Raw genomic sequence first — 14,178 nt, 5'->3', positions numbered from 1 at the left:
CATGATGGACAACCAGGGCGTCAGGGGCTTCAAGTTCGACGGCATCGGCGGGGGTGTCAAGAGTTGATAAAATCCAAAGCATTACGAGCAACTTCGAGCAATCCACTGCGTGGTCATGCGCATTGTCGAGTTGCACAGTTCACCGGAGCCCGGCGTGGGCGACGCCTCGGTGGTACGGCCCTCCGCGGCGGGCCGTCAGGAGGACGTCGGAAGACTCCGGCCTCCGGCGCGGACGCGCTGGGCGGAAGCCTTGCCGCAGATCCACGAAGCTCTGCCGCATCATGAACGGGTCACGGAGGGAGATTCATGCCGCAGCCTGGTCCACGGAGCGGCGGATGGCGCCCCTCGGCACCTGCACTCCCCGGGCTCGCCGTGCTCAGGGGCTACCGGCGCGGCTGGCTGCGCGGTGACCTGCTGGCCGGCGGCACCGTCGCGGCGTACCTCGTGCCGCAGGTCATGGCCTACGCGGGCGTCGCGGGTCTGCCACCGGTCGCAGGGCTCTGGGCGATCCTCCCGGCGCTGGCCGTGTACGCCCTCCTCGGATCCTCCCGGCTGCTGTCGGTGGGGCCCGAGTCGACGACCGCACTGATGACCGCCACCGTGGTCGGCCCGCTGGCCGGCGGCGACGCGGACCGCTACGCGGTGCTGGCCGCCACGCTCGCCGTGGTGGTCGGCGTACTGTTCGCGCTGGCGTGGCTGGCGCGGCTGGGATTCGTCGCCGACCTGCTCTCGCGGCCGGTCCTGATCGGCTACCTGGCCGGGGTGGCGCTGATCATGATGGTGGACCAGCTGTCCAAGCTCACCGGCGTCGAGGTGGAGGGCGAGGGGTTCGGTCCGCAGCTGAACTACTTCGTGGGACACCTCTCGCAGGCGGACACCGCCACCATGGTCTTCAGCGCGGCGGCACTGCTCTTCCTCTTCGCCCTCGACCGCTTCGTTCCCCGCTTCCCCGGGCCGCTGCTGGCCGTGGTCGCCGGCACCGCGGTGGTGGCGGTGTTCGGACTGCAGGACCACGGAATCGCCGTGATCGGCGAGATCCCGGCCGGGCTGCCCAGTCCCTCCCTGCCGGACCTGGGCGAGGTGCACAACCTCGTGCTGCCCGCGCTCGGGGTGCTGCTCGTCGGCTACACCGACGTGATCCTCACCGCGCGGGCCTTCGAGTCCCGCGCCGAGGGCGAGCAGCTGGACGCCAACCAGGAGCTGCTCGCCCTCGGCGGGGCCAACCTCGGCGCCGGACTCCTGCACGGCTTCCCGGTGAGCAGCAGTGCCAGCCGCACCGCGCTCGCCCAGTCGGCGGGCGGGCGCACCCAGGCGTACGCACTGGCGGCCGGCGTCGCGGTGCTCGCCGTGCTGCTGTTCCTGAGCCCGCTGCTGAGGTACACGCCGGCGGCCGTGCTGGGCGCGCTGGTCGTCTTCGCCGCGATCCGGATGATCGACGTGGCGGGGCTGCGCCGGCTGAAGGGGTTCCGGCGCCGGGAGTTCCTGCTGGCCGTCGGATGCCTGGTCGGGGTACTCGCGCTCGACATCCTGTACGGGGTGCTGGTGGCCGTGGGGCTTTCGGTGGCGGAGCTGCTGAGCCGGGTGGCCCGCCCGCACGACGCCGTCCAGGGAATGGTGCCCGGTGTTCCCGGGATGCACGACATCGACGACTACCCGCAGGCGCACACGGTCCCGGGTCTGGTCGTCTACCGCTACGACTCGCCGCTGTTCTTCGCCAACGCGGAGGACTTCCGCAGCCGGGCGCTGGCCGCAGTCGCCCAGGAGGCCGGGGCCGTCCGCTGGTTCGTCCTCAACGCGGAGGCCAACGTGGAGGTCGACATCACCGCGCTCGACTCGCTGGAGGCGCTCCGGGCCGAGCTGGCCGGACGCGGCGTCGTCTTCGCCCTCGCCCGGGTCAAGCAGGACCTGCGGGCCGACCTGGACGCGTACGGGCTGACCGACTCCGTCGGCACGGACCGGATCTTCCCCACGCTTCCCACCGCCGTCACCGCCTACCGTGTCTGGGCCTCCGGCGGCGGCCCCGGGCCGCGGACCACCGACCGGCCGTGAGGCGGGCGGCTGCCCGGACGGCGGCGCCCGGTTGGACAGGCCCTCCGGCCCGCCGGAGGGTGACAGGTACCGGTGTCCACCGGACGGCCGGGTCGCCGTGCCGGCGTCGGCGCACCGGCCAGCACCGGGCCCGGCGCCCGCACCGGACGGACGATCCGAACCCGAACCCGAACCCGAACCCGAACCCGTGACCGTGACCGTGACCGTGACCTGGAGGAGGCGGTGTCGGCGATGACACACAAGCAGGCCAGGCGGATCGCGAAGTTCATCGAGCCGCTACGCGTGGAACCGGGCTCACGGGTCGACCTCGCCGAGGACTTCGACTCCCGCTACAAGGCCCGGATGAAGAAGCGGGACGGCGTCGAGCTACTCCGGACCGGCGTCGGCCTGCTGGCCGAGTACCAGGCGAAGCTGGCCGCGCAGGACAGCTACGGGGTACTGCTCTGCCTCCAGGCGATCGACGCGGGCGGGAAGGACGGGACGATCCGCCACGTGATGAGCGGGGTCAACCCGCAGGGCGTCCACGTCAGCAGCTTCAAGGTGCCCTCCACCGAGGAGCTCGACCACGACTACCTGTGGCGCTACGCGCGGCGCCTGCCGGCCCGCGGGGACATCGCGATCTTCAACCGGTCGCACTACGAGGAGGTCCTCGTGGTGCGGGTCCATCCCGAGAACCTCGACCGGCAGAGGCTGCCCGGGTCGGCGAAGGGTCCGGACGTCTGGGACCGCCGCTACCGCGAGATCAACGACTGGGAGCGCTACCTCTGCGACAACGGGTTCAGGATCGTGAAGATCTTCCTGAACCTCTCCGAGGAGGAGCAGCGCACACGCTTCCTGAAGCGGATCAACCTGCCGGAGAAGAACTGGAAGTTCTCCGCGGCGGACCTGCGGGAGCGCGAGCGCTGGGACGACTACCAGCACGCCTTCTCCGAGATGCTCTCCGCCACGAGTACTCCGTGGGCGCCGTGGTACGTCGTGCCGGCCGACCGCAAGTGGTTCGCGCGCATCTGCGCCGCCGCGGTCCTCGCGCACACGCTGATAGAGATCGACCCCCGGTACCCGACCGTCGGCAAGAAGGCCCGCAAGGAACTGCGGGCCGCCAAAAGGCTCCTGGAGCAGCAGGCCCCGGAAGGCGCCGAGCGCGACCCGTACGAGGCCGAGCACCGTGACTGAAGGCCGGAGGGGCCTCGCCTCCGCGACGAACGGGATGGTTCGGAGGTACGGACATGGCGCCGCAAGCTGACCGGTCCGACACGGGCCCGGCCATGCGGCCCTGGTACGCGACACCGCCGGACGAGGTGGCGGCACTGCTCGGCGTGGATCCGGAGGCCGGACTGCCCGCGGCCCGGGCGGCGGAACTGCTGGCCGCGGACGGCCCGAACGCGCTGCCGGAGGAGAGTGCGCGGCCGGGCCGGCTGCGATTCCTCGACCAGTACCGCAGCTATATGCAGATCATCCTGGTCGCCTCCGCCGTGGTGGCGCTGGCGATCAAGGAGTGGAGCACCGCGGTCCTACTGATCGTCCTGACGCTGTTCAACGCGGTCGTCGGCCTGAGGCAGGAGGGCAAGGCCGAGAGCGCGATGAACGCGCTGCGGTCGATGATGAAGACCACCGCCCGGGTCCGGCGGGACGGGGCCGAGGCGGAGATTCCCGCCGAACAGCTGGTGGTCGGCGACGTCGTGCTCATCGCCGCCGGCAACACCGTCCCCGCGGACGGGCGGATCGTCCGGGCCAGTTCGCTGCAGATCGACGAGTCTGCGCTGACGGGCGAGAGCGTGCCGGCGGTGAAGGGTGCGGGAACCCTGACGGGCGACCGGCTCGGCCCGGGCGACCAGTCCACCATGGCGTTCATGAACACCCCGGTCACCCACGGCAGCGGTGTGCTGATCATCACCGGCACGGGCGCCGGGACGGAGCTCGGCAAGATCGCCGGGATGCTCTCGGCGACCGAGAAGGAGCAGACGCCGCTCACCCGGGAGCTGAACACCCTGACGCTGTGGATCGCGGCGGCGGCCGGACTGACCATGGTCGTGATGTTCGCCCTCGGCCGCAGCCGCGACCAGGCCTGGGACGCCCTGTTCGTCAGCGCCGTGTCGCTGGCCATCGCCGCCATCCCCGAGGCCCTACCCACCGTCACCCAGGTGATCCTCTCCGTGGGCAGCCTGAACCTCGCCAAGCGAAACGCCATCGTCAAGGAACTGCCGTCCGTGGAGACCCTGGGCTTCACCTCGGCCATCAACTCCGACAAGTCCGGCACCCTGACGATGAACCAGATGACCGTCGTCGAGGTCCTCACCCCCACCGACCGCTACACGGTCTCGGGCAGCGGCTACGGCCCACCTTCGACAGCAGGCCGATGAACCTGGCGGCCCTGGGCGAATTCGCCCTCGCGGTCCTGGTGACACAGACGGACGCCTTCCGGCGCATCCTCGGCACGACCGAGCTCACCCTCGCCCAGTTCGGCTGGGCGCTGCTCGCCCCCCTCGCCCTGCTGCTCCTGTGGGAGCTGGGCAAGGTCGCGGCCCGGCAGGGCCGGTCCGCACTGTGACACCAGGCCGGGGCCGGCGTTGCCCGCTCTGCCGTCAACGGCAGACATCCCGTCCCCGCCCGGCGAGTACGGCCTCCGCCACGTCGGCCATCGCGCGGGCGTGGCTGTCCTGCTTCGCCCTGTCCGTCGGAAGCAGGTCCATGTTCTCGTACACGAAAGAGCCCGCCACCCGGGTGCGGTCGTCGGAGCAGTACTCGATCGCCGACGACCCACTGGAGCTGACCACCGTACGACCGACCAGGTCCTCCAGGGACAGGTCACCCTCGGGCTGGTCGGGTTCGACTCCGGTCATCTCGAACATCGAGATCGAGAGGGCCTCCTGGCCGTCCACCGTGATCTGGCAGGACCAGCGGATCCGCCCCTCGTCCCCCCGCGGTTCCACCGCCCATTCCCCCAGACCCGGACGACCGGGCGGCAACAGGGTGCTCAGCGGAGTGCCGGCCGCCCGTTCCAACCCACAGATCGACTGCTCGACCACCGACTCGTCCTCACCGAGCACCAACACTGTCGCCACAAGGGCCGCCGACAGCGCGGCGGCGCCGCCGAGCAGCCACCAACGCCCCCAGCGCCTGCCCGCAGGACTCTCGGGCGCCGCGACCGGCCCGGCGGCCTCCGTCGGCCTGACCTCCGCATCCGATCCCGCAGGATCGGACTCGATTGCCTCGTTCATCGGTCATCCCTCACCCCGGGTCGCACCCGAACATCCGTACTGATCATGATTCTGGCAGCGAGAGCGTAGCGTTTCCGAGGGGTGGTCGGTCTCCGGTCAGGGGCCGCCGGACAGGGGTGCCCCCGGCGGTCCGGGACCGCTTTGAGACCGGGAGTCTCCCGGCCGCCTCGCTCAACGGGGACGGGACCTGCTGCGGAACTCCATGTACGACACGTCAGGATCAACGCCTGGAGGGTGGCGGGGGTCGGTGCCGCCGTTGCCGAGGTCGTCGATGACCCAGTCGTACACGGCTGGCGGGGGTCGGCCTGCACTATGTTCCCTATTGAATCTTCGTGTTGCAGCGGTACGTGTTGCGAGCGGAGAGGAACGTGTTGAGCAAGACCTGGCAGGTGCATTGGGTAACGAGGGGCCAGTCCGCAATGGTGAGTGATCACCCTGTGTTACGAGGCTGGATCGACCTTGATCAGCGGAAGGAGGCCAGCCGGATCGACCCTGGGACGTCTTCATGACGGACCCGAACTACAGGGTGGACCCACGGCTGACACACTTCCTGACGCGCTCTTCCTTTGCGCATCTGGCCAAGGAAGCGCGGCGGAACGACGCCGGGGACTGCTGCCTGTTCTTCAACTTCCTTTGGCAGCACGAGAGGAACTGGTACGGGGCCGATTCCGAGGACCTGCTCAACTTCGAGGACTGGCGACGCTGGTCGCCCCGGAACCCGCAGCGGATCGGTGGGGCGAAGTGGAGCCGCGAGCTCGCGGCGCTGACCCGGCTCTACAAGTGAGCCGTGGCCAAGGGGTACATGGCCGTCAACCCGATCGTGGAACACGAGGTGATGGGCCGACGCGGCGACGTGATGAAGGTGCCGGCGGCCCGGGCGAAAGACGTGCGGTCGAGCAACGTGAAGTGGCTGGCGCCCCGGGCCTACCGGCTCTGGAGGGACGTGGGTCTGCGTGGCTACACCGCAGACGGCCGCCGTGATCCGTCGTGGCTAGGCCGCAACGACGACCGCAACGCGGCCTACTCCGACCTGCTGTTTTCTTCGGGGATGCGGCGCTCGGAGGGCGGATCGCTGCTGACGATCGAGGTCCCGGTGCTGGAGGAGAGCGTCAAGCGCTATCTCGACGGGCGTCTGGCGAGGGCGACGACGAAGAGCCGGCGCGAGCGGACGTCCTACGTCGCGGTCGAGTGCCTGCGGGCGATCGACGCCTACGTGAGGACGACGCGGCGGGCAGTGGTCGCCGGGCCCAGGCCAAGGGGCGCTACGAGGCGATGGACGGCATACGGGTGGTGGAGAAACGTTCCGGCTGGCGCCCGGTCCGCTCTGACGCAACGTACTTCGTCGCCTTTAATAATGCACACGGAGTACCCCCGTGCAGTCAAAATGTAATGGCGCTCTGCCTGGGTGCACCCGAGTTCTAGCGTTCCACTGGCTGACGGCTGCCGCAAACTGACGGCTGGGTTCGACAACGGCGCCTGGTGTCGGACCGGCTGCGGAGAAAGTACCGTGTCGCCAACGCCTGCTCCCGGCGTCAGGCCAGGTCAGGCAGCGACCCTGAGCTCCTGACGCGTTCGGTGGACGAACTCCCGAACGGCCGTCTCCCGGCGCCAGGGGGCGAGGGCGGCGGTGAACTCGCGGACGTAGTCCAGAGCCCGGGAGGACTGCACGCGGGCAAGGATCTCGACGGCCTGGTTTCCGAGCGCGAGGCCTTGGTCGAGGTTGCGGCTCTGGAGATGGGCGGTCCCCACGATGGCCAGACGCATCCCCACTGAGCGGGTGAACACGCCCGGCTGCATGGCTGCGGCCTGCGCGTTCCAGACGAGAGCCTCCTTCGGCCTCCCCAGGTCGCGGAAGACCTCGGCGGCGTCCGCCGAGAGCCGGGCGTGGTGATAGAAGTCGATCCAAGCCGGTTCGTCAGCGCCGCCGCAGGCCTGGTCGAGAAGCGTCTCGGAGGCGGTCAGAGCGGCGGAAGCCGCCTTGGCGTTGCTGTCCCGGGCATGGGCCCGGGCCTCGATGAGCTTGCTGAAGGCCAGCACCCTGGGGGCGGCCCGGCCCTTGGCACGCTGGAAGGCGCCCTGAGTCATGTCGATAGCCTCGCTGGCGAAACCCCGCAGCAAGGTCTGCATCGCCATGGTCGTCAGCACATAGCAGCCGAGCTCGATGTCACCGCCGGCCCGCGCGAGACGGAGGGCCTGGATGAAGTGCCGCTGGGCGGCCTCGTGCTGGCCGACGTCGAAGGCGGTCCAGCCGGCCAGACGGGACAACTCGGCGGTCACCGAGAACAGCTCGCGACCCACCCCGTCGCTGAACGAACCGTTCAACAGCGGCACCGCGCGTTCCTGCAGGCAGGCCGTGACGGAGTTGGCCTTCCAGTTCCCGCCGCCATATTTCGAGTCCCACCGCCGAGCATCATCGGCAGCCTCCCGCAGCTCGGCGAGGTCCGCGGCACCGACCCGGCCGCGGCCTCGGTGGGCGGCATCGTCATCGGCGGGCGTGACCAGCCAGCGGGTGACCGGGGTGGTGAACGCGGAGACGGCGAAGCCCGTTCCGGTGAGGAAGTCGCGGCGGTCCACAGTGCTCCAGAACGAGGTGGCGACGCGCACGGCGTCGGCGGGGTCTCGCGGGAAATCCAACCCCACCGCGGAGTCCGGTGTCTCCGCATCCGCCATACCGATCTCCGCCAACTGCACAGGCCGGCCGAGGCGTTCGCTGATGGCCTGGGCCAGGAGCTTGGGCACCGGCCACTCGGGGACCATGCCGCGGCGGCACCAGTTCGCGACCGAGGTATGCGTATACGTCGTGGTCAGCCCGGCTTCGTGGGCGAGCTGGTTCACGCGGAGGGCCAGCGACTTGTTGCTGGCGCCCTCGCACTTGTCGATCATCCGGGCCAGAGCGTCGTTCGGCGGCTTGGCCCGGCGCGTGGTCGACGCCACAGCGTCCCCCTCAATCGGTCCCCGACTGGGCACGAGAAGTCGTACACCCGGCACCTGACGCCGGATCACCGAGGGTATTGCCTTCGCTGCACGCAGCGAACCGCTTTCGCGAGTTGTGGGCCCCCCTGCGAGCCCTGCCCCGGCCTGACCGGACGCGGTTGTCTGATGCCCCGGGCCTCTGCCGGACCGGACCACAGACCCTCCGGCGGGGGCCTCCACCGATTCACGCTCGGGGGTGACAACCAGATGTGCGGACTCGCAGGACTGGCCGGCGCTGACGCCGTCCGCCACCACACGACCGTCGCCGCGATGGGGCTCGCTCAGCACCACCGCGGCCCCGACGGCACCCGCCACCTCACCTCGGCCGACGGCCGGGCGGTGCTGTCCATGAACACCCTGCTGATCGTCGACACCACCGCCCAGCCCGGCCCCTACCAGGACCCGGCCAGCGGTGTCGTCCTCACCTTCAACGGCGAGATCTACAACTACCTTCAGGCGGCAGCCGGTTGGGGCATCCAGCTGGAGGCGGGCGAGACGGACGCCCACCTGGTCCTGCGGGCCTGGGTCAAGCTCGGCCCCGGCTGCCTGGCCGGCCTGGACGGCATGTTCGCGGTCGCCGCCTACGACCCCCGTGAGGGCCGGCTCTTCCTCGCCCGGGACCGGCTCGGCGAGAAGCCCCTCTACTGGCGCTTGGACGGCGGCCGCCTCGCGTTCGCCTCCGAGGTCACCACCCTGACCGGCTACGGCACCGCACCCCTGGTCGTCCGTCCGGAGATGCTGTCCATCGAGACGCCGACCGGCGTCGACACCCCGTTCCAAGGTATCCAGCTCCTGCCGCCGGCCGGCCTGCTGGCCTTCGAGATCGCCACCGGATCGCTCGTCCAGCGGACCTGGTGGCAGTTGGAGGGCCTGGAGCCCTGGCAGGGCGACTACCGCACGGCACTCGCCCGGTTCTCGGCCCTGTTGGCCGATAGCCTCCCCCTGCGAGCCCCCGGCTCGGACTTCGCACTCCTGCTCTCGGGCGGGTTGGACTCCTCGGTGCTGGCCTACCTGATGCGGCCGCAGGTCTGCGTCACGGTCCGCTACCAGGGCCAGGACCGGCTGGCCGAGTCCGCGACAGCGGCCGTCGTCGCGCGGGACATCGGCGCCGAGCTGGTCGTCATCGAGCCGACCGCCGCCGACTTCGCCCGCTGCCTGCCGGAGATCATGCACGCGCTGGACTACCCGATGGGCAACGCAGCCACCTTCTCCGAGCACATGGCCTACCGGGCGATCGCCGAGCGAGGGCTCCGGGTCGTGGTCGGGGGGCTGGGTCCGGACGAGTTCCTGATGGGCTACGTCCGCCACGCGCTCGTCCTGTTCGGTCCACAGGCGGTGCTGGACGCCGGGCTGGAGGCCTACCGGCCGCTGGCCTCCAAGCTCCTGAACGCGGCGGGCGGCCCGCCGGATCCGGCCGAGGCGATCGTGAAGCTGATCCTTCGGGGCTCGGACCCGGACGGGTGCATGCGCGAGGTCGTTGCCGACGCGCTCCGGCGGGCTGGCGGGGACTTGGCGCGCGGGCTGACGCTGGCGGACCTGGCCACCGCCTGGCGCCCGCTGGTGATGACGAGCGACAAGCTGGCGTCGGCGTTCGCGCTGGAGCGGCGCTCGCCCTTCCTGGCCCGGGACCTGGTCGAGTTCTGCTACCGGCTGCCGGTCGAGCACAAGATTGGTGACCCGGCGGCCGGCAAGCGGATCCTGCGGGACGCCGCGAAGGCGCTCGGGCTTCCGCCGGAGGTCTGGGGCAGCCGGGACAAGCTCGGTTTCGCCTCCCCGGTCCCGAGCTGGCTGACCGGCCCACTGGAGCCCTGGGCGACCGCCCAGGTCAGTGCCGCCTTGGACCAGGCGCCGCGCTCGCTGCGACCGCTGCTGGCCGGCGGCCTGAGGCCCGGCGGGCGGTTCGACCGCACTCGGATGCAGTCGCTGATGGCGGCCGCCTGGTTCAACGACCAGCCGGTGGAGACAGCGGTATGACGGCCCATCGGCTCACTACGGTGAGGGGATGGACTCCCAGACTCTCCCCGACGAGCCGTCCGCCGCCGAACCGCGCGGAGCGGTCGCGATCATCACCAACGGGCGCGGCGAACTCCTCCTGCACCTGCGCGACGACATCACCGGCATCGCCTGGCCCGGCCACTGGAGCCTGCTGGGCGGCGGCTGCGACCCCAGCGAGGACCAGGCCATCGCGATCGTCCGCGAACTCGACGAAGAGGCGGGCCTGGCCGTCGACGACCTGGAAGAGCTCTTCGAGACGAAGGACACCGTCGGCTCCGGCCAGATCATCACCTTCTTCGCCGCCTCCTGGGACGGCAACGAACAGGCGCTGCCCCTCGCGGAGGGCGTCAAGCTCCAGTTCTTCGCCCCCGAGCACCTGCCCGTCCTGACCGTCCCGCCGTTCATCCGCCACGGCATCCACCGCTACCTCGCCGCCCGGCCCGCCTGACGCCCCGCCCTTCAGAGGGTCGGGGGCGCCGGCCGGGCGGCCCCACCCCTTCCGGAAGGACACGTTCGTGAAGCTCACCGTCATCGGCTGCGGCTACCTCGGCGCGACCCACGCCGCAGCCATGGCCGAACTCGGCCACCAGGTCCTCGGCATGGACATCGACCCCGACAAGGTCGTCTCCCTCAACGCCGGCCGGGCCCCGTTCTTCGAACGCGACCTGGACGACCTCCTGGCCAAGCACACCGCCACCGGGCAGCTGCGGTTCACCACGTCCTACGCGGAGACCGCCGCCTTCGCCGACTTGCACTTCATCGGCGTCGGCACCCCGCAGAAGCCCGGCGAGATGGCCTACGACCTCAGCCACCTCTTCTCGGCCGTCCGCCAGCTCGCCCCCCGCCTGACCGGCCCCGCCGTGATCGTCGGCAAGTGCACCGTCCCGGTCGGCACCGCCCCCCAGGTGATCGACATCCTGCGCGAGTTCGCCCCGGCCGGTGACCAGGTCGACGTCTGCTGGAACCCCGAGTTCCTGCGCGAGTCCTCCGCGGTCGAGGACACCCTCCACCCCGACCGGATCGTCCTCGGCCTCACCGGCCAGGGCACGCGCGCGGAGTCAGTGATCCGCCAGGCCTACGGCAAGATCATCGAGTCCGGAACCCCGGTCATCGTCACCGACCTGGCCACCGCTGAGCTGGTGAAGTCCGCCGCGAACGCCTTCCTCGCCACCAAGATTTCCTTCATCAACGCCATGGCCGAGGTCTGCGAGACCTCCGGCGCCGACGTCCAGCTGTTGGCCGAGGCCCTCGGCCACGATACCCGGATCGGCCGGCGCGGCATGCGGCCCGGACTCGGGTTCGGCGGCGGCTGCCTGCCCAAGGACATCCGCGGCTTCATGGCCCGCGCCGGCGAACTCGGAGCCGACCAGGCGCTGACCTTCCTGCGCGAGGTCGACGCGATCAACAACCGTCGCCGCGAGCGCATGATCGACCTCGCCCGCGAACAGTGCGGCGGCGTCATCAACGGCAAGAACATCGCCGTCTGGGGCGCCGCCTTCAAGCCCGACACCGACGACATCCGCGACTCCCCGGCCCTCGCCGTCGCGCAGAAACTGCACCAACTCGGCGCGACCGTCACCGTCTTCGACCCCAAGGCTCTGGACAACGCCCGCAAGGCCCACCCACAGCTCGAATTCACAGCCCATCCGCTCGGCGCCGTCCGCGACGCCGACCTGCTGCTTCACCTGACCGAGTGGCCCGAATTCGCACGCCTCGACCCCGAGGCCGTCGCCGCCCGCGTCGCCGTTCCCCGCGTCATCGACGGCCGCAGCACCCTCGACCCCGACCGCTGGCGGGCCGCCGGCTGGACCTACCGCGCCCTCGGTCGCCCCTGACTCCAGGGCCTCAGCGGGCGGTCACGAAGCGTCGGGCCGCCCCTCCTTCGGGAGGGGCGGCCCGACGTAAATCACAGGCCAGTCGAACCGCGCTTGGGAAAAAAGCACGGCAGGGACGCCTAGCGCCGCCGAAATGCTGCTGCATCTACCCGAGTTGACGGGCCCGCCGACAGGACGTAAGGCCAGTAGTCGGCCACGAGGACGGGTGTCCTCACCGCAGTGCGGTCCCAGCCTGAGACCAAATGGCCGCGTTCCGGCCAGCACGTGATCACGAGGCTGACCAGGTGGCTAACCATCGACCCGACGAAGCGATCGAAGGCATTGGATGAGTCCTCAGGAAGTCCCACGGAACCTGCCGGCGCCCGTGGCCTCTCGGGCAGCGGCACAGGCCGCGGGGAGCGGAACTGGAGGCCTTCGAAAGCCTCATGTTCACAGTGCTGGACTCCTGGGGTCTGCCGACGGACAGCATCATCGTCAGCGCACGCCAGCGCGAAACCCTGCTCAGGAACACGCCCGACGTCATTCTCGAAGAGATGAGCGATGAAGCGAGGTCGAAGGCCCCCTATCTCACCAAGATGATCATGGCGGGCTCGGTCGGACTCTTCGACGCCGCGTTGAACTACCTCTGGATCGAGACGATCAACCGCCTTCGCGATCACGTTGCCGCGTTCGATGTCGGCTACTTCTTCGACCTGGCCGAGCTCGACCCGGCCCGCCGGAGGAATCTGAGCCGATCCGCCTCCGGACGTGGCGGACGCGGGGCGTGGGTGTCGTGGTTCTGCACGGTCGCTCCTTTCTGCCGCCGCGACGGCGACGGCCCGTCGATGTGCGGAGCGGTAGGGGCGTGGCACCGGCGGCGAGGCCGGACGACTCTCATGCCCGCCCCCGCGGGGTGCCCGGAAGCCCGAAACCGAGCCTACCGAGCGGCGCGCCCGCGGTGTTGCCCGTGCGTGCACGGGCACGCGCGCAAGACCCAGAAACCGGTCGGCGCTCTGCGGGATCCGTCGTGCGTCGTGGGTGACGACCCACCAACCACCGGCGGCGGCTCGTGGCGCGAGCACACCGGAATAGGACTCGGCGCCCCCGTCGTTTCCAACAGTCGATTCAGAGACACGGTGAACCGTTCTCTGTCAGACCCGTGCCGCACACTGAGGCCGAACACTCGGCAGACCGAAGGATGAACCCCATGACCGACCGGCCCTTGACCCTCATGGCCGTGCACGCCCACCCCGACGACGAAGCCACCGGTACGGGAGGTGTGCTCGCCCGCTACGCGGCCGAGGGCATCCGGACGGTGCTCGTCACCTGTACCGACGGCGCCTGCGGGGACGGACCGGGAGGAGTCAAGCCCGGCGAGGCGGGACACGACCCGGCCGCCGTCGCCGCGATGCGCCGTCAGGAGCTGGAGGCCAGCTGCGAGGTCCTCAAGGTCAGCCACCTCGAAATGCTCGACTACGGGGACTCCGGGATGATGGGCTGGGCCGCCAACGACGCGCCCGGCTCGTTCTGGACGACACCGGTGGACGAGGCGGCCGCCCGCCTCGCCGACCTGGTGCGGCAGTACCGGCCCGACGTGGTCGTGACCTACGACGAGAACGGCTTCTACGGCCACCCCGACCACATCCAGGCCAACCGCATCACGTCGAGGGCGCTGGAGCTGGCCGGCACGGCGCCGAAGGTGTACTGGACGACGGCCCCGCGTTCGATGATGGCGCGGTTCGGGGAGGTCATGCGCGAGCTCGGCGGGGAATGGGAGGAGCCGGGCTCCGAGGAGTCGGAGATGCCCGAGATCGGCCTCCCCGACGAGGAGATCACCACCTGGGTGGACACCACCGGGTTCGGAGGTCAGAAGTTCGACGCGCTGGCCGCGCACGCCAGCCAGGGCGAGAACATCTTCTTCCTGAAGATGGGCAAGGAGAAGTTCACCCAGCTGATGGGTGTCGAGACTTTCCTCCGGGTCCACGACACCACCGGTGCGGAGCTCCCCGAGAACGACCTCTTCGCCGGCCTTCGCTGAGCCGCCCCGCCCGGCGGCGCCCCGCGACACCGCGTGGTGTCCACAGCAGCACCGACCCGGCGGCGGTGGCGATCCGTTCCGCCGGTTGCGC

The 14,178-nt window shown here is 70.4% G+C and carries 13 protein-coding genes; 11 read left to right on the top strand and 2 right to left on the bottom strand.

Annotated elements, in window-relative coordinates:
- Positions 1 to 306: 306 nt before the first annotated feature.
- The 4 genes from PUR56_RS38735 (at position 307) to PUR56_RS38720 (ending at position 4,597) form a co-directional block, all read left to right on the top strand.
- On the top strand, positions 307 to 2,049 hold the full coding sequence (locus tag PUR56_RS38735; protein ID WP_329952426.1) for a SulP family inorganic anion transporter: 1,743 nt from the start codon (positions 307 to 309) through the stop codon (positions 2,047 to 2,049).
- A gap of 231 nt (positions 2,050 to 2,280) precedes the next feature.
- Positions 2,281 to 3,222: a polyphosphate kinase 2 family protein gene (locus tag PUR56_RS38730; protein WP_329952425.1), complete on the top strand. Its 942-nt coding sequence runs from the start codon at positions 2,281 to 2,283 to the stop codon at positions 3,220 to 3,222.
- Positions 3,223 to 3,275: 53 nt separating this feature from the next.
- Positions 3,276 to 4,409: an HAD-IC family P-type ATPase gene (locus PUR56_RS38725; RefSeq protein WP_329883508.1), complete on the top strand. Its 1,134-nt coding sequence runs from the start codon at positions 3,276 to 3,278 to the stop codon at positions 4,407 to 4,409.
- Positions 4,406 to 4,597 carry a cation transporting ATPase C-terminal domain-containing protein gene (locus PUR56_RS38720; RefSeq protein WP_329952424.1) on the top strand — a complete coding sequence of 64 codons (192 nt, stop codon included), beginning with the start codon at positions 4,406 to 4,408 and terminating at the stop codon, positions 4,595 to 4,597. Before PUR56_RS38725 ends, PUR56_RS38720 begins: the two co-directional genes overlap by 4 nt.
- Positions 4,598 to 4,631: 34 nt before the next feature.
- Here PUR56_RS38720 and PUR56_RS38715 read toward each other — a convergent pair whose 3' ends face one another.
- Positions 4,632 to 5,267, bottom strand: a complete 636-nt coding sequence (locus tag PUR56_RS38715; protein ID WP_329883506.1) for a hypothetical protein — start codon at positions 5,265 to 5,267, stop codon at positions 4,632 to 4,634.
- A 505-nt stretch (positions 5,268 to 5,772) separates the two neighbouring features.
- On the opposite strand from PUR56_RS38715, the gene PUR56_RS38710 reads away from it, so the two are divergent.
- Positions 5,773 to 6,051 (top strand): hypothetical protein, encoded by a 279-nt coding sequence (locus PUR56_RS38710; protein WP_329883505.1) that lies wholly within the window; start codon positions 5,773 to 5,775, stop codon positions 6,049 to 6,051.
- A gap of 3 nt (positions 6,052 to 6,054) precedes the next feature.
- Positions 6,055 to 6,657, top strand: coding sequence for a hypothetical protein (locus PUR56_RS38705; RefSeq protein ID WP_329952423.1), 603 nt, complete (start codon positions 6,055 to 6,057; stop codon positions 6,655 to 6,657).
- A 152-nt stretch (positions 6,658 to 6,809) separates the two neighbouring features.
- Here the strand turns inward: PUR56_RS38705 and PUR56_RS38700 are convergent, their stop codons facing one another.
- Positions 6,810 to 8,201, bottom strand: coding sequence for a sporulation protein (locus PUR56_RS38700; RefSeq protein ID WP_329952422.1), 1,392 nt, complete (start codon positions 8,199 to 8,201; stop codon positions 6,810 to 6,812).
- A 246-nt stretch (positions 8,202 to 8,447) separates the two neighbouring features.
- Between PUR56_RS38700 and PUR56_RS38695 the strand changes: the two genes are divergently transcribed.
- From PUR56_RS38695 to PUR56_RS38675, 5 genes are all read left to right on the top strand, one after another.
- A complete protein-coding gene (locus PUR56_RS38695) occupies positions 8,448 to 10,214 on the top strand; it encodes an asparagine synthetase B family protein (protein ID WP_329952421.1) in 1,767 nt (588 codons plus the stop codon).
- A gap of 28 nt (positions 10,215 to 10,242) precedes the next feature.
- Complete coding sequence (locus PUR56_RS38690; protein WP_329952420.1) at positions 10,243 to 10,683, top strand: NUDIX domain-containing protein; 441 nt, start codon at positions 10,243 to 10,245, stop codon at positions 10,681 to 10,683.
- Between the two features lie 67 nt (positions 10,684 to 10,750).
- Entirely contained in the window at positions 10,751 to 12,070 is a 1,320-nt protein-coding gene (locus PUR56_RS38685) for a UDP-glucose dehydrogenase family protein (RefSeq protein WP_329952419.1), read from the top strand.
- A 425-nt stretch (positions 12,071 to 12,495) separates the two neighbouring features.
- Positions 12,496 to 13,251 (top strand): hypothetical protein, encoded by a 756-nt coding sequence (locus tag PUR56_RS38680; RefSeq protein ID WP_329952418.1) that lies wholly within the window; start codon positions 12,496 to 12,498, stop codon positions 13,249 to 13,251.
- A 5-nt stretch (positions 13,252 to 13,256) separates the two neighbouring features.
- Complete coding sequence (locus PUR56_RS38675; protein WP_329952417.1) at positions 13,257 to 14,087, top strand: PIG-L family deacetylase; 831 nt, start codon at positions 13,257 to 13,259, stop codon at positions 14,085 to 14,087.
- The last annotated feature ends 91 nt before the right edge of the window (positions 14,088 to 14,178 follow it).

The sequence above is a fragment of the Streptomyces sp. BE303 genome (genome assembly GCF_036290945.1).
Taxonomy (GTDB): Bacteria; Actinomycetota; Actinomycetes; order Streptomycetales; family Streptomycetaceae; genus Kitasatospora.
Note: the sequence above shows the minus strand (reverse complement) of the source record. Positions and strands in the feature narration are given on the sequence as shown.